Annotated in this window: 14 protein-coding genes, 2 rRNA genes and 3 pseudogenes; 5 read left to right on the plus strand and 14 right to left on the minus strand. The window is 70.2% G+C overall.

What is annotated here, in order from left to right:
- Positions 1-162: 162 nt before the first annotated feature.
- The 3 genes and pseudogenes from AAFF41_RS12865 (at position 163) to AAFF41_RS12875 (ending at position 5,255) form a co-directional block, all read left to right on the plus strand.
- Positions 163-1,963: pseudogene (locus AAFF41_RS12865) on the plus strand (glycoside hydrolase family 15 protein).
- 244 nt (positions 1,964-2,207) lie between these two features.
- On the plus strand, positions 2,208-3,545 hold the full coding sequence (locus AAFF41_RS12870; protein ID WP_343323980.1) for an FAD-binding protein: 1,338 nt from the start codon (positions 2,208-2,210) through the stop codon (positions 3,543-3,545).
- A gap of 57 nt (positions 3,546-3,602) precedes the next feature.
- A complete protein-coding gene (locus AAFF41_RS12875; RefSeq protein WP_388407893.1) occupies positions 3,603-5,255 on the plus strand; it encodes a PucR family transcriptional regulator in 1,653 nt (550 codons plus the stop codon).
- Positions 5,256-5,263: 8 nt separating this feature from the next.
- Here AAFF41_RS12875 and AAFF41_RS12880 read toward each other — a convergent pair whose 3' ends face one another.
- From AAFF41_RS12880 to AAFF41_RS12905, 6 genes are all read right to left on the minus strand, one after another.
- On the minus strand, positions 5,264-6,400 hold the full coding sequence (locus tag AAFF41_RS12880; RefSeq protein ID WP_319744590.1) for a glycosyltransferase family 4 protein: 1,137 nt from the start codon (positions 6,398-6,400) through the stop codon (positions 5,264-5,266).
- Positions 6,401-6,658: 258 nt separating this feature from the next.
- Complete coding sequence (locus AAFF41_RS12885) at positions 6,659-7,402, minus strand: hypothetical protein (RefSeq protein ID WP_319744588.1); 744 nt, start codon at positions 7,400-7,402, stop codon at positions 6,659-6,661.
- Between the two features lie 165 nt (positions 7,403-7,567).
- A complete protein-coding gene (gene recN, locus AAFF41_RS12890) occupies positions 7,568-9,286 on the minus strand; it encodes a DNA repair protein RecN (protein ID WP_319745271.1) in 1,719 nt (572 codons plus the stop codon).
- 138 nt (positions 9,287-9,424) lie between these two features.
- Entirely contained in the window at positions 9,425-10,330 is a 906-nt protein-coding gene (locus AAFF41_RS12895) for an NAD kinase (protein ID WP_054234477.1), read from the minus strand.
- Complete coding sequence (locus AAFF41_RS12900; protein ID WP_075027836.1) at positions 10,327-11,142, minus strand: TlyA family RNA methyltransferase; 816 nt, start codon at positions 11,140-11,142, stop codon at positions 10,327-10,329. The genes AAFF41_RS12895 and AAFF41_RS12900 overlap by 4 nt, the downstream gene beginning before the upstream one ends.
- Before the next feature lie 7 nt (positions 11,143-11,149).
- Positions 11,150-11,461: a hypothetical protein gene (locus AAFF41_RS12905; protein ID WP_319744586.1), complete on the minus strand. Its 312-nt coding sequence runs from the start codon at positions 11,459-11,461 to the stop codon at positions 11,150-11,152.
- A 42-nt stretch (positions 11,462-11,503) separates the two neighbouring features.
- Between AAFF41_RS12905 and AAFF41_RS12910 the strand changes: the two genes are divergently transcribed.
- Positions 11,504-11,851 carry an SCP2 sterol-binding domain-containing protein gene (locus AAFF41_RS12910; RefSeq protein WP_060901712.1) on the plus strand — a complete coding sequence of 116 codons (348 nt, stop codon included), beginning with the start codon at positions 11,504-11,506 and terminating at the stop codon, positions 11,849-11,851.
- On the opposite strand, the gene AAFF41_RS12915 is transcribed toward AAFF41_RS12910, so the two are convergent.
- From AAFF41_RS12915 to AAFF41_RS12930, 4 genes and pseudogenes are all read right to left on the minus strand, one after another.
- Positions 11,835-12,731: an ABC transporter ATP-binding protein gene (locus AAFF41_RS12915; protein WP_319744584.1), complete on the minus strand. Its 897-nt coding sequence runs from the start codon at positions 12,729-12,731 to the stop codon at positions 11,835-11,837. The two genes, AAFF41_RS12910 and AAFF41_RS12915, sit on opposite strands and share 17 nt — an antisense overlap.
- Entirely contained in the window at positions 12,728-13,771 is a 1,044-nt protein-coding gene (locus AAFF41_RS12920) for a FecCD family ABC transporter permease (RefSeq protein ID WP_343323981.1), read from the minus strand. The genes AAFF41_RS12915 and AAFF41_RS12920 overlap by 4 nt, the downstream gene beginning before the upstream one ends.
- The gene (locus tag AAFF41_RS12925; RefSeq protein WP_319744580.1) at positions 13,768-14,811 is read right to left on the minus strand and encodes a FecCD family ABC transporter permease; all 1,044 of its coding nucleotides are present in this window, start codon (positions 14,809-14,811) and stop codon (positions 13,768-13,770) included. Before AAFF41_RS12925 ends, AAFF41_RS12920 begins: the two co-directional genes overlap by 4 nt.
- Before the next feature lie 78 nt (positions 14,812-14,889).
- Positions 14,890-15,917: pseudogene (locus AAFF41_RS12930) on the minus strand (HAD hydrolase-like protein).
- Between the two features lie 72 nt (positions 15,918-15,989).
- On the opposite strand from AAFF41_RS12930, the gene AAFF41_RS12935 reads away from it, so the two are divergent.
- The gene (locus AAFF41_RS12935) at positions 15,990-17,321 is read left to right on the plus strand and encodes a DUF1015 domain-containing protein (protein ID WP_343323982.1); all 1,332 of its coding nucleotides are present in this window, start codon (positions 15,990-15,992) and stop codon (positions 17,319-17,321) included.
- Between the two features lie 66 nt (positions 17,322-17,387).
- On the opposite strand, the gene AAFF41_RS12940 is transcribed toward AAFF41_RS12935, so the two are convergent.
- From AAFF41_RS12940 to AAFF41_RS12955, 4 genes and pseudogenes are all read right to left on the minus strand, one after another.
- Positions 17,388-18,269 (minus strand): tetratricopeptide repeat protein, encoded by an 882-nt coding sequence (locus AAFF41_RS12940; protein WP_319745268.1) that lies wholly within the window; start codon positions 18,267-18,269, stop codon positions 17,388-17,390.
- A 306-nt stretch (positions 18,270-18,575) separates the two neighbouring features.
- Positions 18,576-19,187: pseudogene (locus AAFF41_RS51575) on the minus strand (hypothetical protein); the annotation flags it as partial.
- 559 nt (positions 19,188-19,746) lie between these two features.
- Positions 19,747-19,863: ribosomal RNA gene (rrf, locus tag AAFF41_RS12950) — 5S ribosomal RNA — on the minus strand.
- A gap of 136 nt (positions 19,864-19,999) precedes the next feature.
- Positions 20,000-23,123, minus strand: a 23S ribosomal RNA gene (locus tag AAFF41_RS12955).
- Between the last annotated feature and the right edge of the window lie 42 nt (positions 23,124-23,165).

Below are 23,165 nucleotides of genomic sequence, written 5' to 3' on the forward strand. Positions count from 1 at the left end.
TCAGTTCGTTTCGCAACGGCAATCGCACCGATAATTGACGTTCCGCAACGACGCTTTACCAACGTTCTAACGTTCAATCTTCTAACGTTTTAACGTTCCTGTTCCCTGACCGCAGAGCGACCGCCCCTCGGGGGCGACGTGGCCGTTCGACTGGAGATGCACGTGGCCGGGCGCATCGAGGACTACGCACTCATCGGAGACATGCAGACCGCAGCACTGGTCTGCCGGGACGGCACAGTGGACTGGCTGTGCCTGCCCCGCTTCGACTCTCATGCCATCTTCGCGGGACTGCTCGGCACGGAGGAACACGGATTCTGGCGGCTCGGGCCCGCCCACGCGGCCGACGCCGAACCACCGACGGCGGCGCGCCGCTCGTACCGCGGCGACTCGCTGATCCTCGAATCCGAGTGGGACACCCCACGCGGCACGGTCCGAGTGACCGATTTCATGCCGCCGCGCGACGGCGCGCCCCAGCTGATCCGAATTGTGGAAGGCGTCACGGGCCGGGTCCCGATGCGCTCCGCGCTGCGGATGCGTTTCTCCTACGGCCGTGTCGTGCCCTGGGTGCACAAGCACGAGGGGCGCACGGTCGCCGTCGCCGGACCCGACTCGGTCTGGTTCGACACCGCCTGCGAGACCTACGGCAAGGCGCTGACCACGTACGCCGACTTCACGGTGGCACCCGGTGACCGGATCGCGTTCACCATCTCGTGGGAACCCTCACACAAGAAGCCCCCCGCGCTGCCCGAGCCGGAGCAGGCCCTGGAGGCCACCGAGGACTTCTGGCGCGACTGGGTCGACCAGTGCACGTACCACGGCCCCTACCGCGAGGCCGTCGTCCGCTCCCTGATCACCCTCAAGGCCCTGACGTACGCCCCCACGGGCGGCATCGTCGCCGCGCCCACCACCTCCCTCCCGGAGGAGATCGGCGGCGTACGCAACTGGGACTACCGCTACACCTGGCTGCGCGACGCCGCGATCACCCTCTCCTCCCTCCTGCGCACCGGCTACCGCGACGAGGCCCGCGCCTGGCGCGAATGGCTGCTGCGCGCCGTGGCCGGCGACCCGGAGAACCTGCAGATCATGTACGGCATCGCGGGCGAGCGGGAGTTGGGCGAGGCGGAGCTCGACTGGCTCCCCGGATACGAGAACTCGGGCCCCGTGCGGGTCGGCAACGGCGCCGCGCACCAGCTCCAGCTGGACGTCTACGGCGAGGTCATCGAGGCCCTGCACCTGGCCCACATGACGGGGCTGTCGCGCAACGACTACGCCTCGCTCCTCCAGCTGAAGCTGATCCGCTACCTGGAGGACCACTGGGACCAGCCGGACGAGGGCATCTGGGAGGTCCGCGGCCCGCGCCGCCACTTCGTGCACTCCAAGGTCATGGCCTGGGTCGCCGTCGACCGCACGATCAAGCTCATCGAGTCCGGTGACGCGGACGGCCCGCTGGAGAAGTGGCGCGAACTGCGCGACGACATCCACCGGGACGTGTGCGAGAAGGGCTACGACAAGGAGCGCAACACCTTCACGCAGTCGTACGGCTCCAAGGAGCTGGACGCCTCGCTGCTCCTCATCCCGCAGATGGGCTTCCTCCCCGGACGACAAGCGCGTGATCGGCACCATCGAGGCGATCCAGCGCGAGCTGTCCACCTCGGACGGCTTCATCCTGCGCTACCCGACCACCGGCGAGGACGCGGGCGTGGACGGCCTCGAGGGCGACGAGGGGGCCTTCCTGGCCTGCTCCTTCTGGATGGCGGACGACCTGGCGATGATCGGCCGCGTCGACGAGGCCCGCAAGCTCTTCGAAAGGCTCCTGGCCCTCCGCAACGACCTGGGCCTCCTGGCCGAGGAATGGGACCCCCGCCTCCAGCGCCAGGTGGGCAACTTCCCCCAGGCCTTCAGCCACGTGCCCCTGATCGACACGGCCCTGAGGCTGACGGCAAGCGGGGCATACGGCGGCTGACGCGAGCGGGACGGCGGCCCGCGTTCCCCTTTTCGGGAGCGGGGCCGCCGCTTTCATCCCCTTTTCGGGGTCGGGCCGCCGCTGTCGTCAGGGACACGGGCCGATGCTCTCTTCAAGGGCGCGCGAGCATCTGCTTTCAGGGGCGCGGGGAACTGCACGACCAGCCCCCACCCGCCCGCAGCCCCACACAAGCCCCTAGGCTGAAAAGTAGTCCCGTCCCCTCCTGAAAAAGGGGGCAGCTGCGATGTCCCCCTTCTCAAAGGCCCACACCCGCCTCGCCGCCCTACGCGCACACCTGACCGGCGACGCTCTCAGGCCTGAAGATCCCGGCTACGACGACGCCCGCACGCTCTTCAACGCCCGCATCGACCGCCACCCGGCAGTGATCGCCCGGTGCGAGACCAAGGCGGACGTGGTCCATTGCGTCCGCTTCGCCCGGGACCTGGACCTCCACATCGCGATCCGAGCCGGCGGCCACAGCCCGGCCGGGATGTCGCTCAACGACAACGGCCTGGTCATCGACCTGCGCCGGATGCACACGGTGACCGTCCACCCCGGCTTCCGGACGGTACGGGTCGAGGGCGGCGCCCTCATGAGCCACCTCGACCACGCCACCCTGCCCCACGGCCTGGCCACCACCGGCGCCCGGAACTCGACCACCGGCGTCGCCGGCTTCGCCCTCGGCGGCGGCACCGGCTGGCTCGACCGCGCCTTCGGCCTCGCCGTCGACAACCTGCTCGGCGTCGAACTGGTCACGGCCGACGGCTCGCAGATCCAGGCCACCGATCACGAGAACCCGGAACTCTTCTGGGCCCTGCACGGCGGTGGCGGCAACTTCGGCGTCGCCACCGCACTGACCCTGAGACTGCACCCGCTGCCGGATTTCTCGATCGCCCTGCTCACCTACCGCCCGGAGTCCGGCCCGGACGTGGTCCGCGGCTACCGCGAGATCATCGAAGCCGCACCGCCGGAGACCGGCGGCGGGATCATCCGCACACAGCTGGTCGACGCACTCCTGACGTACCCGGGCCCCGAGCAGGACCTCCGCAAGCTCGCCCGGCCGCTGCTGGCGCTGCCTCACGAGGCCGTGATCCTCACGGCCCTCCCCTACGCCGCCTTCCAGCGCATCCTGGACAGCCCGCCGGGCCTGAGGAACCACTCTTCCGCGGAGTCCCTGACCGGCCTGCCCGACAAGGCCGTGGACGTCTTCTGCGAGCTGGGAAACGCCCTGCCCGTGCCCACGGCCACCCGGTACTCGCTGTTCCCGCAGGGCGGCGCGATCGCCTCCGGTCCGGACCGCTTCCCGGTGCCGTTCCGGGACGCCCGGTGGACCGTGCACCCCTTCGGGATGTGGGAGGACCCGGCCGACGACAGGCGCTGCGTCCAGTGGGTGGAGGACGTGCGCGCCGCCCTCCGGCCGTGGAGTACCGGCGCGGTCTGCCTCAACCTCGTCGGCGACGAGGGAGTCGACCGCGTGGTGGCCGGCCTCGGCGCCGGGAACATCCGCCGGCTGGCCGCGGTGAAAGCCACGTACGACCCGGACAACGTCTTCCGCTTCAACCACAACATCCTGCCCCGGTAGTGAGCGGCCCGGCCTCGGACATGCCTCCGGGAGGCCTCCCCGGGTAGCGTCCGCTGCATGGACAGCCGTTTGGACAGCCACTTGGACAGTCGATACGACACCCAGGGCGCCGGAATCACCGTGCAGCGAGCGCTGGAGCTGCCCGGGCTGCGCAGCGGGCTGCCGGAGATCCTCGCGGGCGCCGACCGGCTGGGCCGCACCGTGCGCTGGGTGCACGCGGGCGAGGTCCCGAACATCGCCTCGCTCCTCAAGGGCGGCGAACTGCTCCTGACCACGGGCTACGGCCTCGGCACCCGCCCCGCCGACCAGCGCGCGTTCGTCCGCACCCTCGCGGAGCGCGGTATCGCGGCACTCGTCGTGGAACTCGGCCCGCGCTTCACCCGGCTGCCCTCGGCCCTCGTGGAGACGGCCCGCTCCGCCGGTCTCCCGCTGGTCCAGCTGCACCGCGAGGTGCCCTTCGTGGCGGTCACGGAGGAGATCCACACCGAGATCGTCAACGGCCACTACGCGCTGCTGCAGCGGGCCGAGGAAGTGCACCGGCGCTGTACCGAGGCCCTGCTCGGCGGCGGGGGCATACCCCAGGTCCTCGGCATCCTCGCGGACTTCAGCGGCAACCCCGTCTTCCTGGAGACCGCGGACGGACAGCTCCTGTACGCCGCGGGGGCCGGCTCCGCCGGCGCCGATCCGCTCCAGGTGTGGGAGGGGATGCGCGGCCAGCACAAGGAGGAGCCGCCCGCCGGGACGACCCTCGTGGACGTGCCGGGCGGCGGCCCCGGCACCGGCTCGGTACGCGCCCGGCTGGTCCTCCTGCCCGTCAGCGCCCCGGTCGCCCCCGTGCACCGGATCGCGGCGGAGCGGGCCGCGGGCATCCTGGCCGTCGTCCTCATGCAGGCCCGCCAGGAGGAGGAGCTCGCGGCACGCGGACGCGGGGACTTCCTCACCGACCTCGCGGAGGGCCGTATCGCCGCCGAGGACGCCCCCGCACAGGCCCGCGTGCTCGGCTTCAAGCCCGGCAGCGGCCCGCTCCTGCCGGTCGTGATGCGGCTCGCCGACGGCCCCTCCCCCGGCGGCGGCTGGGCCGTCCTGGCGCGCGCGGTCGCGGAGGAGCTGGCCTCGGTGGGGGTGCCGGTTCTTTTGGGCGTACGTCCGGTGGAGGGCCGTGTCCCCCTGTTGCTGGGCCTGCGTTCGGAGTCCGAGCGCGCGGCGGTCGCGGACCGGGTCGCGGCGGCCCTCAGGGCGGGCGTGGAGCGCGCGGGCATGCAGCGGCCGGGGGCACAGCCGCCCGTGGTCGTGGTCGGGGTCGCGGGCGGCTGGGCGGCGGCCTCGGCGGGCCTGCGGCACGCGGCGGAGACGGCGACGGCCGCGCAGGGCCTGACGGACCGCCCCTGGTACGACGCCCGTCGCCTCGACACCGACCTGCTCCTGTGGCGGCTGCGCGACCATCCGGACCTGGCGGCCTTCGTGGAGCGCGCCATCGGCCCCCTCCGCGACCACGACCTCCGCTCCAAGCCGCCGCTGCTGCCCACCCTCGAGACGTACTTGGCGCACGCGGGCCGCAAGGCGGAGACGGCCCGCGAGCTGCACCTGAACCGGCAGACCCTCTACAACCGCCTCGCCCGGATCGGGGAGTTGCTGGGCACGGACCTGGACGACCCGCAGACGGTGCTGGCGTTGAGCCTGGCACTGCGAGCGCGACGGCACGTGCCCTGAGACAGGACCTAGGCAAGGGGCCTGGTCTGGGTCAGCTCGTCGTAGACGCTGAGCACTTGGGCGACGGTCTCGTCCTCGGTCGGCCAGGTCGCGGCCTGCCGCACCCCCCGCTCCTTGAGCAACTCCCGGCGATCGTCGTCCCCGAGCAGCCGTACGACGGCGGCGGCGAGCGCGTCGGCGTCCGCGCACGGGACGAGTTCGGCCGCGTCGCCGACCAGTTCGGGGATACCTCCGACGGCGGTCGCGACGAGCGGCACACGCGCGTGCAGGGCCTCCTGGGCGAGCACGGAACGGGACTCCCAACCACTCGGCAACACCGCGAGATCGGAGGCCAGAAGCAGCTCGGAGACGTCCTCGCGCCGCCCGACGAGCCGCACCGGCAGCTCCTCGTCCTCGATCCGCCGCTGGAGGGCCGCCCGCAGCGGCCCCTCCCCGGCGATCACCAGGAGCGGCACGGGGTCGAGCGAGCGCCACGCGCGCGAGGCGTCGAGCAGGGTGTCGTATCCGCGGTGCCGGTCGAGGGAACCGACGGCCATGAGCAACGGGCGGTCGGTGGCGCCGAGTTCGGCCCGCGCCTTGTGGCGGAGCCGGTCGGGGTCCCCGTACTCGACGACCTTGCGTGGCGTCGGGAACGCGACGGCCGCGAGCCGGGCGTCCCGCGCCCCGCGCCTGCGGGCGCGGTCCACGAGGTCGGACGAGGAGCCCAGCACCACCGCCGCGGCCCTGGCGACCCGCCGCTCCAGCAGCCGCAGCAGACGCGCCCGCGCGCCCTCCGCGTGCGAACGGGTGTGCCAGGTGACGACGAGCGGGGTGCGCCGCCCGCTGAGCGCGAGCGCGGCCCGCAGCGCGGCGTGCAGCCCGTGCGCGTGCACGAGGTCGGCGTCCGCGCAGGCCACCCGCAGCGCGGCCACGGCGGCCGGATCGCTGCTGCGCGGCACGGGAACGTGCTGGGCGCCGACGCCACTGAACCCGTACGCGAGGTCGGCCTCGGCGGGTGCACACACGGTGACCCGCACCCCCCGGGCGACGAGCCCCGAAGCCAGCGACCGCACATGCGCGCTGCTGCCCGCGCTTCCGCCGCCGAGCACCTGCACGGTGCGCAGCGGCGACTGACCGTGCGGTGAGTGGCTGCTCACGTGGCTCACGTGGCCGGGGCTCCTGGTTCGGCGTCGGACGGGCACGGAGAACGTACAGAGGGAAAGCCAGAGGGGGGTGTACCGCACGTCGTGCTCCGCGTACTACGCCAAGGATGCCAGGCCGTACGGGTGTTCCGGGACCGCCATCGGAGCAAGCCTCGCGGCGCAGCGCCCAACTCGACGACAGCTGTCACCCACAAGAGTGACAAGTCGCGTGTCTTCGCGACGGGTTGTCCTTCGCTGGATGCGCGACGGGGTGTCCGCCCCTCACCCCAGCGGTCGCGCGACCGCCTCGCTGACCTTGTCCCCGTACACGGTCGCGGCCACCAGCGCCGCGGCATGGGCGAGGAGCCCTGCCCGCCCGTTGCCCGCGACGATCGCGCTGCCCAGCGCGGCGCCGAGCGCGTGGGCCCCGGTGTCACCGATCATCGCGCGCGCACCGAGGTCGTCGGGGAACACGGCCGCCGCCGCACCCGCCGCCGCGGCCGACAGCCGCCCGGCGGGCCCGCCCCGCAGCAGCCCCGGGACCCCCAGCGCGAGCACCGCACCGGCGGCCCGCCCCGGCCGGACATCCACGAGGTTGACGAAGTGCGCGCTCCCCGCGATCACGACCCCCGCGAGCAGCTTGTCCACAGGCCGCTCCTTGAGCAGCGCCCCCGCCACCAGCCCCGCGGCCGAGATTCCGAACAGCTTGACCGCCCCACTGGTCACCTCCCCGTCCTTCAGCGCCCCCAGATGCGCCCGGAACCCCCGGCGGGGGTCCCCCGCCCCGACCACGTCGTCGTACGCGCCGCACACCCCGGCGGCCAGGACCGCGGCCCCGGCGCCACGGTGGACGCGCGCGGCCGCGAGCGCCGCTCCGAGGGCGGTGGCGGGGCCGGCGTACAACTCGACGGTGCGCCCGGCGTAGTTCGTGCGCTGCCAGCGCTCCCGGCCGCCCGGGGTCTTGGAGCGCAGGCCTGCGAGGGTGGCGCGGGTGACGGCGACGGCGGTACCGAAGCTGGTGATCATGCGACAACTCCAGGGGCCCGCGGAGCGGGCCGCTTCGGGCGGGGACGGGGCGGCAAAAAAGGGGTGGGCGCGGAACGCGCCGCGGAGCGGCGAAGAGAAGACCGCGGAGCGGTCAAGGCGCCCGTCGCGGAGCGACGCAAAAGCCGGCCCCGCCCGCGGACGGAACTACACGTCACCCCGAGCCGTGGCCAACAACTCCTCCGCATGTGCCCGGGCCGTCTCCGAGTCCTCCTGCCCCGCCAGCATCCGGGACAGCTCCCGAACCCGCTCCTCCCCCTCGAGCACCTTCACCCCGGAGCGCGTCACGGATCCGTCGTTGGTCTTCTCGACCAGCAGCTGCCGGTCGGCGAACGCGGCGACCTGCGGCAGATGAGTCACCACGACGACCTGCGCGCTCTTGGCGAGTTTGGCCAACCGCCGCCCGATCTCGACCGCGGCCTTGCCACCCACACCGGCGTCGACCTCGTCGAAGAGATACGTCGGCACGGGGTCGGTCCCCGCGAAGACGACCTCCACCGCGAGCATCACGCGGGAGAGCTCACCACCGGAGGCCCCCTTGGCGATGGGCCGCGGCGGCGCCCCGGGATGGGGGGCGAGCAGCAGCTCGACCTCGTCCACACCCGCGGGCCCGTACGCGACGGTGCGCCCGCCGAGCTCCACGCCCTCGGGGTCGTCGGTCTGCCGGATCTCGAACGACACGCGTGCGTGCGGCATGGCGAGCGAGGCCAGCTCGGCGGTCACGGCGGCGGCGAACCGTTCGGCGGCCTCGGTCCTGGCGTCCGTCAGCGCCTGCGCAAGCCCGCCCAGTTCGGCCCGCAGCGCGTCCCGCTCCCCGGTCAGCTCGTCGATCCGCTCGTCGTCGCCGTCGAGTTCGAGGAGCCGTGCGGCGCCCTGCTCGGCCCACGCGAGTACGGCGTCGATGTCCTCGCCGTACTTCCGGGTCAGCTGGGTGAGCGCGGCGCGGCGCTCCTCCACGGCCGCGAGCCGCAAGGGATCGGCGTCGAGGTCGTCGGCGTACCCGGCCAGCTCTCCCGCCACGTCGCGCAGCAGGATGTTGATCTCCCCGATCCGCCCGGACAGCCCGGCGAGCGCGGCGTCGTGCGACCGTACGGCCTCCAGGGCCCGGTGCGCGCCCGCGACGAGCGTCGCCGCGTCGATGCCCTCGGGGTCCTCGGGATTGCCCGCGAGCGCGGCGTGCGCGGCCGTGGCGGCGGACGCGAGCGCCTCCGCGTGCCCGAGCCGCTCCGCCTCCGCCGACAGTTCCGTGTCCTCGCCCGCGCGCGGCTCGACCGCCGCGATCTCCTCGAGTCCGAAGCGCAGCAGGTCGGCTTCCTGGGCCCGCTCACGGGCGCGTGTGGTGATCTCGTCCAGCTCGGCCGAGATGGCCCGCAGTCGCCGGTAGGCCCCCGCGTACTTGGCGAGCGGCACGGCGACCGCGTCCCCGGCGTACCGGTCGAGCGCCTGCCGCTGCCGGGACAGTTTGAGCAGCCCCTGCTGGTCGGTCTGCCCGTGCACGGCCACCAGCTCGTCGGCCAGCTCGGCGAGCACGCCCACCGGGACGGAACGGCCGCCCAGGTGTGCCCGTGAGCGTCCCTCGGCCGAAACGGTACGGCTGATCAGCAGCGCGCCGTCGTCGAGCTCGGCGCCCGCCTCCTCGGCCCGTACGATCGCCGTACCGCCCGCGGGTACGGTGATCCGCCCCTCCACGACGGCGTTCTTGGCGCCGATCCGTACGAGGGCGGGGTCCGCGCGCCCGCCGAGCAGCAGCCCGAGGCTGGTGACCACCATCGTCTTGCCCGCACCGGTCTCACCGGTCACGGCGGTGAAGCCTGGTGACAGCTCGACGACCGCGTCGTCGATGACTCCGAGCGACCGTATCCGCATCTCCTCCAACACGGACACGACCTTACGAGGTCCAGCCACGGATGTGCGACGGCCCCCGCCCCGCTGCCGCGAACCCGCAGGTGACAAGCACCTACAAACGGTGCCTTGTCACCCACGGGAGTGGACCTGACGGGAGTGTCAGTGCGGCGCCCCGCGCCACCCGGAAACCGGCAACGCGAACTTGGCCACCAGCCGGTCGGTGAACGAGGCGTGGTGCAGTCGAGCCAGCCGCACCGGCACGGCCCCCCGCCGTACCTCCACCCGCGCCCCCGGCGGCAGCTCCACCGTCCGCCGCCCGTCGCACCACAGCACCCCCGGCGGAATGTGCGGCAGCACCTCCACCGCGAGCACCGAGTTCGGTGAGGTCACCATCGGCTTGGCGAACAACGCGTGCGCGCTGATCGGCACCATGAGCAGTGCCTCGACCTCGGGCCAGACGACGGGGCCGCCGGCGGAGAAGGCGTACGCCGTGGACCCGGTCGGGGTCGCGCAGACGATGCCGTCGCAGCCGAAGCCGGTGACCGGCCGCCCGTCGATCTCGAGGATGACCTCCAGGAGCTTCTCGGCGGAGACCTTCTGCACGGCGGCCTCGTTGAGCGCCCAGTCGGTGTGCACGATGTCGCCGTTCTGGTGGACGACGACGTCGACGGTCATGCGTTCCTCGACCTCGTACGCCTTGGTCACCACCCGGTCGACGACCTTGTCGAGGTCGTCACGCTCGGCCTCCGCGAGGAAGCCGACGCTGCCGAGGTTGACGCCGAGCATCGGCACGCCGGAGGCGCGGGCGAACTCGGCGCCGCGCAGCAGTGTGCCGTCACCGCCGAGCACGATCAGCAGTTCGCATCCGTCGAGGCACTGCGGAGTGGCTTCCTTCACCAGCTCCACCTCGGGCGGCAGCGGCAGATCGGCCGCCTCCGCCTCCAGCACGCGCACCCCGATCCCGGAGCGCAGCAGCCCCTGGACCACGAGTTCGGCGCTGCGGATCGCAGCGGGCCGCCCGGTGTGGGCCAGCAGGAAAACAGTACGAGCTCGGGTCTGTGTCAACGCGGCCCCTCCGCCACTGCACGGTCAACGTCGGCCGGGTCGAGTTCGGGTGCCCCGGCACGCAGCCACAGAAAGTACTCGACATTGCCCGAGGGCCCGGGCAGCGGACTCGCGGTCACGCCCTTCACCCCGAGCCCCAGCTCCGCGGCCCGCCGGGCCACTCCGCGCACCGCCTCGGCGCGCAGTTCCGGACTGCGTACGACTCCACCACTCCCCAGCCGTTCCTTCCCCACCTCGAACTGCGGCTTGACCATCATCACCAGATCGGCGTCGGGCGCCGCGCACCGCACGAGGGCAGGCAGCACCAGGCCGAGCGGGATGAAGGACAGATCCCCGACAACAAGATCCACGGGCTCCCCATCGATCGCCTCCAACGTCAACTCGCGTACGTTCGTACGGTCCTTGACGGTGACGCGTTCATCGCTCTGCAGCGACCAGGCGAGTTGACCGTAGCCGACGTCCACGGCGACGACATGGGAGGCGCCCGCGCGCAGCAGTACGTCCGTGAAGCCTCCGGTGGACGCTCCGGCGTCCAGCGCCCGCCGCCCCTCGACCTTCAGTCCCTGGGGTACGAAGGCCGCCAGGGCGCCCGCGAGCTTGTGCCCGCCGCGCGAGACGTAGTCGGGGTCGCTGTCGTCCTGGGTGACCACGATCGCGGCCGCGGTCTCCACCTGGGTGGCGGGTTTGGTCGCGAGGGTCTTGCCGACGCTCACCCGGCCGGCGGCGATCAGCTGGCTGGCGTGCTCGCGCGAGCGGGCGAGCTTCCGGCGGACCAGCTCGGCGTCGAGGCGGCGGCGTGCCACTCCTGCCACGTTGGGTTCAGCTCCTGCGGTCGTACGGCGTAGGGGGCGCCGGAGGTCCCGGGCGGGCGTCGAGCGCGGTGAGCGCGTCGCGCAGCCCCCGGTGTACATCCTCGTACACCTCGACATGTCCGTCCGTGGCGAGGTGGTCGGCGTCGCCCAGCCGGTCGAGCTGGGCGTCGACCTCGGCGTTCCCGGTGGGGGTGCGGTCCACGTCCAGCGGGGCCGGGGTGGCGGGGTCGTACTCGAGTTCGGGTTCGACCTCGACCGGAACCTCCGGCTCCGGCATCGCTCCCTGCGGAGTCCCGGCCTCCGACACTGACTCGTTCATGCCCCGACGCTACCCCGAAGCACTGCGGTACCGTCGACCGCGATGGCCACGATTGAGGAGTGCCGCAGCGCACTCGACAAGCTCTCGGACAACATGGCGGGCGCGGACGGGAACGTACGCGAGGCTGCGGCCCTGGACCGCTCGCTCAGCTGCCGTATCACCGACCTCGACATCACCTTCGTCGGTCGTCTCAAGGACGGCCGGATCGAGGTGCTCGACACCCTCCAGGGGCCACCCGTCGAGAAGGCCCAGATCAGACTCGCCATGTCCGGCGACGATCTGGTCGCCATGGTCGACGGGCAGCTGAACTTCGCGAAGGCCTGGGGCTCGGGCCGGGTGCGGCTGGAGGCGGCCCTGCTCGACCTGTTCCGCCTCAGGAAGCTTCTTTAGCGGCTCCGGCGGCAGCGGCTCCGGCGGCCACCTTCACGCGGGCCTTGCGTGCCGCGGGCACCACCAGCGGCGTCCCGGTCTCCGGGTCGTCGATGACCTGGCAGCGCAGCCCGAAGACCTCCTCGACCAGTTCCGCCGTGACGATGTCGTTCGGCGCGCCCTCGGCGATGACCCGGCCCTCGCGCAGGGCGACGAGGTGGGTGGCGTACCGGGCCGCGTGATTGAGGTCGTGCAGGACGGCGACCAGGGTGCGCCCCCGCTCCTCGTGGAGTTCGGCGCACAGATCGAGCACGTCGATCTGGTGCTGGATGTCCAGGTAGGTCGTCGGCTCGTCGAGCAGCAGCAGCGGGGTCTGCTGGGCGAGCGCCATCGCGATCCACACGCGCTGCCGCTGGCCGCCGGACAGTTCGTCGACATGGCGATCTGCCAGTTCGGCGACGCCGGTCGAGGCCATCGACTCCTGCACGACCCGCTCGTCCTCCGTCGACCATTGGCGCAGCAGGCCCTGGTGCGGATAGCGGCCCCGGCCGACCAGGTCACCGACCGTGATCCCGTCCGGCGCGATCGACGACTGCGGCAGCAGCCCGAGCGTCCTGGCCACCTTCTTCGCGGGCATCGACTGGATGACCTGCCCGTCGAGCAGCACCCGTCCCTCGAGGGGCTTGAGCATCCGCGACAGGGCGCGCAGCAGCGTGGACTTGCCGCAGGCGTTCGGGCCGACGATCACGGTGAAGGAGTTGTCGGGGATCTCCACCGACAGCTTCTCCGCGATGACGCGCTGGTCGTAGCCGAGGGTGACGTTGTCGGCGGACAGGCGGTTCACAGTGCTCCTTTGAGTGTTCTCGTTCGCCTGGGTGTCCCTGTTCACCGCGGCGCTCATATCCGGCCCGCCTTGCGCTCGGTGACCAGCAGCCACAGCAGATAGATCCCGCCCAGGACCCCCGTCACGACGCCGACGGGCAGCTGGTCGGCGCCGAAGGCCCGCTGCGAGGCCCAGTCCGCGACGATCAGCAGGGTCGCGCCCATGCACATCGACGGCACCAGGTTCGGGCCCGGCGAGCGGGTCAGCCGCCGGGCGAGCTGCGGCGAGGTGAGCGCCACGAAGCCGACCGGGCCCGCGGCGGCGGTGGCGCCGGCGGTGAGCAGCACGGCGGCCAGCATCAGCAGGAGTCGTACGCGCTCGACGCGCACTCCGAGGGCGTACGACACGTCGTCGCCCATCTCCATCATGCGCAGCCCGCGCGCGTTGCCGAGGACGAGCGGGACGAGGACGGCGCACAGGGCGAGCAGCGGCCAGACCTGGGCCCAGTCACGGCCGTTGAGGGAGCCGGTCATCCAGACGACCGCACGGGCCGCGTCGACGATGTCCGCTTTGGTCAGCAGATAGCCGTCGACCGCCGTGACGATCGCGGAGACCCCGATACCGACCAGGACCAGTCGGTATCCGTGCACCCCCCGCTTCCAGGCGAGCAGATAGATGGCGAGCCCGGTCACCAGGCCACCGCCGAGCGCTCCCAGCGCGACCTGGTTCGCGCTGCCCGAGAACAGCACGATCATGATGAGCGCCCCGGCCGTCGATCCCTGGCCGAGGCCGAGGACGTCCGGGCTGCCCAGCGGGTTGCGGGAGATGGACTGGAACAGCGCCCCGCCGAGCCCGAGCGAGGCTCCGACCAGCAGGCCGACGAGCACCCGCGGCAGCCGCAGGTCGTTGACGATGAACTCCTGGCCCGCGTTCCCGTTGCCGACGAGCGTCTTGAGGACGTCGGCGGCCGGGATCGGGAAGTCGCCGGTGCCGATCAGCACCACGCTCGCGGTGAGCGCGGCCACCAGCAGCAGTACGACGACGGTGAACGTCCGGACGTCGAGCCGGACGGAGAGACCGCCGCGCGTCCGCACGGCTCGGGTACGTGTGGACGTCACAGCTGGGCCGTCCTCCGCCGTCGTACGAGAGAGATGAAGACCGGCCCGCCGAGGACCGCGGTGACGATGCCGACCTGCAGCTCCGCGGGCCGCGCGACCATCCGCCCCACGACGTCGGCGCCGAGGAGCAGCACGGGCGACAGCACGGTCGCGTACGGCAGGATCCAGCGCAGGTCGGGCCCGGTGAAGGAGCGGACCACGTGCGGGACCATGAGCCCGACGAAGACGATCGGCCCGCAGGCGGCGGTCGCGGCGCCGCACAGCACGGTGGCGGCGGCCATGGACAGCGCCCGGGTGCGGTTCAGGTTGGCGCCGAGTGCGCGGGCGGTGTCGTCGCCCATGGCCATGGCGTTCAGGGGGCGGGCGAGCGCCAGCGCGACGACCGTGCCGACCACCAGGAAGGGCAGCACCTGCCTGATGGTCGAGTCGGTGGCCGAGGCCAGCGAACCCACCGTCCAGAAGCGCATCTTGCCGAGCGCCGCGTCGTCCATGATCATCACGGCCTGCAGATAGCCGTAGAGCGCGGCGCTGACCGCCGTGCCGGCGAGCGCGAGCCGCACCGGAGTGGCGCCGCGGCTGCCGCCCAGGAACCAGACCAGCGCCCCGACCGCGGCCGCGCCGAAGAACGCGAACCACACATAGCCGCTCAGGCTCGTGACACCGAAGTAGGTGATGGCGGTGACGACCGCGGCGGACGCGCCCGCGTTGATGCCGAGCAGTCCGGGGTCGGCCAGCGGATTGCGGGTGAGCGCCTGCAGGACGGCACCCGACAGTCCGAGCGCCGCGCCGACCAGAAGCCCGAGGACGGTACGCGAGATCCGGTCGTCCACCACGACGTCGGAGTACGTCCCCGTGCCGTGGAACAGGCCGTGCCAGACCTGGTCCAGCGGCAGCGCTTTCGCACCGATCGCGATACTCGCCAACGCGACGAGCACCAGGAGGCCCAGAGACGCGAGGAGCCCGACGGCGCGTATCGCCTGACGCCGCGGGGGCGCGGGGGCGGTCTCCGCGCGCTGTTCGGGGGCACTGTCGACCAACACATGGTTAGGTTAGCCTACCCTCGCTCACGCTTCGATCCCGGGTGACTACGCCCCACGACCGACGAGCCCCCAGGGCCTTCAGAGCCCCAGACGCGCCAGCGCCTTCCCCCGTCCAGCTCGCACGTCCCGTCCCCCGCGGCCGTCCACGCCGCCGCGCACAGCGCCCGCAGCCCGTCGAGCGCCTCGCCCTCGCCCGCGAGTTCCAGGCGCTCGCTCCCGGCCTGCGCCGTCCAGCCGCCGCAGCGGAACCCGTCGCCGTCCTCCACGACCTCCGGCTGTCCGGCGAGCAGCCCGCGCAGATCGGCGTCCACATACGTCGGCCGGTGCTGCGGCGGGGCGGCGAGGAGCTGCGCGCCGTCCGTCACCCCGGTGAGCACGAGCAGCGAGTCCACCTCGCCGTTGCACGCGCCCTCGATGTCCGTGTCCAGCCGGTCGCCGACCACCAGTGGCCGCTTCGCCCCGGTCCGCAGGATCGTCTCGCGGTGCATCGGGGGCAACGGCTTGCCCGCCACCTGTGGCTCGGCGCCCGTGGCGATGCGTACGACCTCCACCGCGGCCCCGTTCCCGGGCGCGATCCCCCGCGCGCTCGGGATCGTCAGGTCGGTGTTGGACGCGAACCACGGCACCCCGCGCGCGACGGCGTAGGACGCCTCCGCGAAGCGCCCCCAGGGCAGGTCGGGACCGCCGAACCCCTGGACGACCGCCGCCGGGTCGTCGTCCGCCGACTCGACCGGCTCGAGCCCGCGCTCGCGCAGCGCGACCCGCAGTCCCTCGCCGCCGATCACCAGCACGCGCGCACCGGCGGGCACCTGCTCGCTGATCAGCCGCGCCACGGCCTGCGCCGAGGTGATGACGTCATCGGCGTCGGTCGGTATACCGAGCTCACCCAGATGCTCCGCCACCGCATCGGGCGTACGCAGCGCATTGTTCGTGACATACGCGAGGTGCATCCCTCCCGAACGGGCCGTGCCCAGTGATGCCACGGCGTGCGCGATCGCGTCGCCGCCCGCGTACACCACGCCGTCGAGGTCCAGCAGAGCCGTGTCGTAGGCCCCGCTCAGCGCCTGTTCACTGGCCTCGGGCCGGGTCCTGGCGGTCTGGCTCATTACGCATCGCTCCTCGTTCGATCTCTTTCCCCCGATCATCCCGCACAGCGTCTGCACACTTACGATGCCTCAATGAACTATGCAGGTCCCGCGGAGGAAACCCCGGCGCGCAGCGGCCTCGAACTGACCCCGTTCCGGGGCCTGCGCTACGACCCCGACCGGGTCGGCAGCCTCGCCGCCGTGACATCTCCGCCGTACGACGTCATCGTCCGGCCGGACGGTCTGCTCCACCTCGAGTCCGCCGACCCGCACAACATCGTCAGGCTGATCCTCCCCCAGGACACGACCCCGACGGCCCGCAACCGCCAGGCGGCGGACACCCTGCACGACTGGGTGTCCGAAGGCGTCCTGGCCGCCGACCCCGAGCCGGGCCTGTACGTCTACGAGCAGCACGACGACGGCATGCTGCAACGCGGCATCATCGGCGCCCTGCGCCTGTCGGAGCCGTCCGCCGGCGTCGTCCTCCCGCACGAGGACGTCATGCCGCACATCATCGCGGACCGCGCGGCCCTGATGCGTGCCACCTCGGCCAACCTCGAACCGCTGCTGCTGACCTACCGCGGCAACGGCTCCCGGGTCGGCACGGCCGCCGTCATCGAGCGCGCCGCGGAGGGCGACCCGCTGCTCTCGACGACCACGGAGGACGGTTTCAGCCACCGTCTGTGGGCGATCACCGACCCGGTCGACCTGGCCGAGATCCAGACGGATCTCGGCCGGCACCAGGCTCTCATCGCGGACGGCCACCACCGCTGGGCGACGTACCTGCGGCTACGCGCCGAGCACCCCTCACCCAGCCCCTGGGACTACGGCCTCGTGCTCCTGGTGGACACCGCGCGCTACCCGCTCCGGGTCCGCGCGATCCACCGCCTGCTGCACAATCTGCCGGTCGCGGAGGCGCTGGCCGCCCTCACGGACTCGTTCCGTGTACGTCACCTCGACGTTCCGCTCCCCGAGGCCCTGGAGGCCCTCGCCGCGGCCGCCGCCGAGGGCAACGCCTTCCTCCTCGCGGGCGACGGCTCCTTCCACCTGGTCGACCGCCCCTCCCCGGACCTCCTCGCCCGTACGGTCCCGGCGGACCGCCCCGAGGCCTGGCGCACCCTGGACGCGACCGTCCTGCACGCCACCCTCCTGGCCCACATCTGGGGGATCCCCGAGGACTCGCCCGCCCACATCGCGTACATCCACGACACGGCCGCCACGGTGGACAAGGCGGAGCACGACGGCGGCACGGCCGTCCTGATGCATCCGGTCCGCGAGGAGGTCGTACGCGACCTCGCCCGCCAGGGCGTCACGATGCCCCGCAAGTCGACGTCGTTCGGCCCGAAGCCGGCTTCGGGGCTGGTACTGCGGGCGCTGCCCCTCTGCGGCACCCAGGCGAGGCACCCGGGCGAGAACAGGGGCTGAAACGCTACGGGCGGCGAAATCCCTTCCGGAATCCCGCCGCCCGTGTCCTACGACAACCGCTCTACGTCAGCCCCGCGAAGCTTCGTCATCGTCGTCGGCCTCGACGACCGGCTTGATCCGCTCGGCCTCGACGATGTCGTCCTCATCGTCGTCCTCGGTCTCGACCTCGGTGTCGGCCTCCGCGTCCGTCGCGGTCTCGCTCTCGTCCTCAGCTTCGTCCTCAGCCTCGGCTTCGGGCGCGACCTCGTCCTCGTCCTCGTCCTCGTCCTCGACGAGCGCGTCGACGAACTCGACGCCGTCCAGCTCGGCGAGCCGGTCGGAGGCGTCCGTGCTGCCGTCCTTGTCGGACTCGACGGCCTTCGCGAACCACTCGCGCGCCTCGTCCTCACGACCGGCGGCCAGCAGTGCGTCGGCGTAGGCGTAACGCAGCCGCGCCGTCCAGGGCTGTACGGAGTTCGAGGCGAGTTCCGGGCTCTGGAGCGTCACGATGGCGGCGTCGAGCTGCCCAAGGTCGCGCCGGGCGCCGGCCGCCACGAGCCGCATCTCGACCTGACCGGCCTTGTCCAGCTTGTGCACCTCGGGCGCACCCGCCATGTCCAGCGCCTTCTCGGGCCGACCCAGGCCACGCTCGCAGTCCGCCATGACGGGCCACAGGTCCACGTTCCCGGTCATACGGCGTGCCGCCCGGAACTCCGCGAGCGCCTCGCTGTACTTCTGGTTGGCGTACGCGGCGAACCCGGCCGCCTCACGTACGGCGGCCACGCGCGACGCCAGCCGCAAGGCGATCTTCGAGTACGCGTACGCGCCCTCGGGGTCCTCGTCGATGAGGCGGGCGACCATCACCAGGTTCCTGGAAACGTCCTCCGCAAGCCCCTTCGGCAGGCTCTGGAGCTCCTGCCGTACGTCCGCGTCGATCTCCTCGCCCGTGACGTCATCGGGGATCGGCAGCCGCTTGATCGGCTCACGGTCCCGGTCGCGCTCGTCGCGGCCACGGAAGCCGCCACCGCGCCGGTCGTCGCCTCGACGGTCGTCACGGCCCCGGAAGCCACCGGTGCCACCGGTGCCACCGGGACGGCCACCCCGGTCGTCGCGACGGGGGCCACCACGTCCGCGGTCGTCGCGACCCCGGTCGTCGCGGGCGCGGAAACCGCCGCCGCCACGGCTGTCGTCACGACGGTCATCGCGACGATCGTCCCGCCTGTCGTCGCGACGGAAGGCCGGACGGTCGCCCTCACGCCGGTCGTCGCGACGGTCATCACGACGGAAGTCACCGCGGTCGTCACGCCGGAAGCCACCACCACCGCCACCGCGGGTGTCGTCCCTACGGAACCCACCGCGGTCACCGCTGTCACGACGGAAGTCACCGCGGTCGTCCCGGCGCAAGCCACCACGATCGCCGCTGTCACGACGGTCATCACGGCGGTCGTCGCGGCGGAAGCCGCCGCGGTCGTCGTCACGGCGGGGACCGCTGCTGGGGCGGTCGTCACGGCGCGGGCCACTGGTGGGGCGGTCGTCACGGCGGAACGCGGGACGCTCGCCTTCGCGACGGAACCCGCCACGGTCGTCGCCCCGACGGTCGTCGCGCCGGAAGTCACCGCGGTCGTCCCGGCGGAAGCCGCCGCGGTCGTCGTCACGGCGGGGACCGCTGCTGGGGCGGTCGTCACGGCGCGGGCCACTGCTGGGTCGGTCGTCACGACGGAACCCACCGCGGTCGTCGCCCCGGCGATCGTCACGCCGGTCATCACGACGGAAGTCACCGCGGTCGTCACGCCGGAAGCCACCACCACCGCCACCGCGGTTGTCGTCCCGGCGGAAGCCGCCGCGGTCGTCGTCACGGCGGGGACCGCTGCTGGGGCGGTCGTCACGGCGCGGGCCACTGCTGGGTCGGTCGTCACGACGGAACGCAGGACGGTCACCGTCCCGACGGACCCCACCACGGTCACGGTCGTCGCGACGCGGACCGCTGGTGGGTCGATCGTCACGACGGAACGGCGGGCGACCGCCCCGGTCGCCCTCACGCCGGTCGTCACGGCCGCGGAAACCGCCACCGCCACGGCTGTCATCACGCCGGCTGTCGTCACGACGGTTGTCATCGCGCCGGAAGCCGCCGCCACCACCGCCACCCCGGTTGTCGTCCCGACGGAACCCGCCGCGGCCGTCGTCACGGCGCGGGCCACTGCTGGGTCGGTCTTCACGACGGTCGTTGTCGCGGCGCGGACCTCCGCGGTAACCGCCGCGGTCACCACTGTCCCGGCGGCGCTGATCGCGCTCCGGTCGCTCGTCGGGAGAGTTGGTGGACATGGTGACTCCTGTCATCGGTACCGCAAGTCATTCTCGCGCAGCCGGGTACCCGGCGCGCTTCGGAAAAGCAAAAAAGGACCTCTGGTCCCAGCGAGTCGCTGGGACCAGAGGTCCTCCAAAGATTGTTCGGCGGCGTCCTACTCTCCCACAGGGTCCCCCCTGCAGTACCATCGGCGCTGTGAGGCTTAGCTTCCGGGTTCGGAATGTAACCGGGCGTTTCCCTCACGCTATGACCACCGAAACCCTTTCAGACACCCCGCGATAAAGCGGGGTCTTGAACGGGCAGCGAACAAGCACACTATTCAATTGATTAGTGGAACTGTTCAGCCAGCACAACCGTTCGTTGTCTGGGAACTACACAGTGGACGCGAGCAACTGAGGACAAGCCCTCGGCCTATTAGTACCGGTCACCTCCAGCGGTTACCCGCCTTCCAGATCCGGCCTATCAACCCAGTCGTCTACTGGGAGCCTTAACCCCTCAAAGGGGGTGGGAATACTCATCTCGAAGCAGGCTTCCCGCTTAGATGCTTTCAGCGGTTATCCCTCCCGAACGTAGCCAACCAGCCATGCCCTTGGCAGGACAACTGGCACACCAGAGGTTCGTCCGTCCCGGTCCTCTCGTACTAGGGACAGCCCTTCTCAATATTCCTACGCGCGCAGCGGATAGGGACCGAACTGTCTCACGACGTTCTAAACCCAGCTCGCGTACCGCTTTAATGGGCGAACAGCCCAACCCTTGGGACCGACTCCAGCCCCAGGATGCGACGAGCCGACATCGAGGTGCCAAACCATCCCGTCGATATGGACTCTTGGGGAAGATCAGCCTGTTATCCCCGGGGTACCTTTTATCCGTTGAGCGACGGCGCTTCCACAAGCCACCGCCGGATCACTAGTCCCGACTTTCGTCCCTGCTCGACCCGTCGGTCTCACAGTCAAGCTCCCTTGTGCACTTACACTCAACACCTGATTACCAACCAGGCTGAGGGAACCTTTGGGCGCCTCCGTTACTCTTTAGGAGGCAACCGCCCCAGTTAAACTACCCATCAGACACTGTCCCTGATCCGGATCACGGACCCAGGTTAGACATCCAGCACGACCAGAGTGGTATTTCAACGACGACTCCACAACAGCTGGCGCTGCCGCTTCAAAGTCTCCCACCTATCCTACACAAGCCGAACCGAACACCAATATCAAACTGTAGTAAAGGTCCCGGGGTCTTTCCGTCCTGCTGCGCGAAACGAGCATCTTTACTCGTAGTGCAATTTCACCGGGCCTATGGTTGAGACAGTCGAGAAGTCGTTACGCCATTCGTGCAGGTCGGAACTTACCCGACAAGGAATTTCGCTACCTTAGGATGGTTATAGTTACCACCGCCGTTTACTGGCGCTTAAGTTCTCAGCTTCGCCACCCCGAAGAGTGACTAACCGGTCCCCTTAACGTTCCAGCACCGGGCAGGCGTCAGTCCGTATACATCGCCTTACGGCTTCGCACGGACCTGTGTTTTTAGTAAACAGTCGCTTCTCGCTGGTCTCTGCGGCCACCCCCAGCTCAGAGTGCAAGACTCATCACCGGTGATGGCCCCCCTTCTCCCGAAGTTACGGGGGCATTTTGCCGAGTTCCTTAACCATAGTTCACCCGAACGCCTCGGTATTCTCTACCTGACCACCTGAGTCGGTTTAGGGTACGGGCCGCCATGAAACTCGCTAGAGGCTTTTCTCGACAGCATAGGATCATCCACTTCACCACAATCGGCTCGGCATCAGGTCTCAGCCTTGATGTGCGACGGATTTACCTATCGCACGGCCTACACCCTTACCCCGGGACAACCACCGCCCGGGATGGACTACCTTCCTGCGTCACCCCATCACTCACCTACTGCAGGTCTGGTCCGTCGGCTCCACCACTCCCCTTTGCCCGAAGGCTCCGGGGCGGCTTCACGGACTTAGCATCGCCTGGTTCAATGTTTGACGCTTCACAGCGGGTACCGGAATATCAACCGGTTATCCATCGACTACGCCTGTCGGCCTCGCCTTAGGTCCCGACTTACCCTGGGCAGATCAGCTTGACCCAGGAACCCTTAGTCAATCGGCGCACACGTTTCTCACGTGTGTATCGCTACTCATGCCTGCATTCTCACTCGTGAACCGTCCACCACTGCCTTCCGGCGCGGCTTCACCCGGCACACGACGCTCCCCTACCCATCACAGCCGCCGTTGGGCGTATTGCTGCAATGACACGACTTCGGCGGTACGCTTGAGCCCCGCTACATTGTCGGCGCGGAATCACTAGACCAGTGAGCTATTACGCACTCTTTCAAGGGTGGCTGCTTCTAAGCCAACCTCCTGGTTGTCTGTGCGACTCCACATCCTTTCCCACTTAGCGTACGCTTAGGGGCCTTAGTCGATGCTCTGGGCTGTTTCCCTCTCGACCATGGAGCTTATCCCCCACAGTCTCACTGCCGCGCTCTCACTTACCGGCATTCGGAGTTTGGCTAAGGTCAGTAACCCGGTAGGGCCCATCGCCTATCCAGTGCTCTACCTCCGGCAAGAAACACACGACGCTGCACCTAAATGCATTTCGGGGAGAACCAGCTATCACGGAGTTTGATTGGCCTTTCACCCCTAACCACAGGTCATCCCCCAGGTTTTCAACCCTGGTGGGTTCGGTCCTCCACGACCTCTTACAGCCGCTTCAACCTGCCCATGGCTAGATCACTCCGCTTCGGGTCTTGAGCGCGCTACTAAATCGCCCTATTCGGACTCGCTTTCGCTACGGCTTCCCCACACGGGTTAACCTCGCAACACACCGCAAACTCGCAGGCTCATTCTTCAAAAGGCACGCAGTCACGACGCACTGAGTAAACTCAATGCGCGACGCTCCCACGGCTTGTAGGCACACGGTTTCAGGTACTATTTCACTCCGCTCCCGCGGTACTTTTCACCATTCCCTCACGGTACTATCCGCTATCGGTCACCAGGGAATATTTAGGCTTAGCGGGTGGTCCCGCCAGATTCACACGGGATTTCTCGGGCCCCGTGCTACTTGGGTGTTTCTCAAACGAGCCGTTGACGTTTCGACTACGGGGGTCTTACCCTCTACGCCGGACCTTTCGCATGTCCTTCGCCTACATCAACGGTTTCTGACTCGTCTCACGGCCGGCAGACCGTGAAAGAGAAATCCCACAACCCCACATACGCAACCCCTGCCGGGTCTCACACGCATATGGTTTGGCCTCATCCAGTTTCGCTCGCCACTACTCCCGGAATCACGGTTGTTTTCTCTTCCTGCGGGTACTGAGATGTTTCACTTCCCCGCGTTCCCTCCACATACCCTATGTGTTCAGGTATGGGTGACAGCCCATGACGACTGCCGGGTTTCCCCATTCGGAAACCCCCGGATCAAAGCCTGGTTGACGACTCCCCGGGGACTATCGTGGCCTCCCACGTCCTTCATCGGTTCCTGGTGCCAAGGCATCCACCGTGCGCCCTTAAAAACTTGGCCACAGATGCTCGCGTCCACTGTGCAGTTCTCAAACAACGACCA

This window comes from Streptomyces mirabilis (assembly GCF_039503195.1).
Taxonomy (GTDB): Bacteria; Actinomycetota; Actinomycetes; order Streptomycetales; family Streptomycetaceae; genus Streptomyces; species Streptomyces mirabilis_D.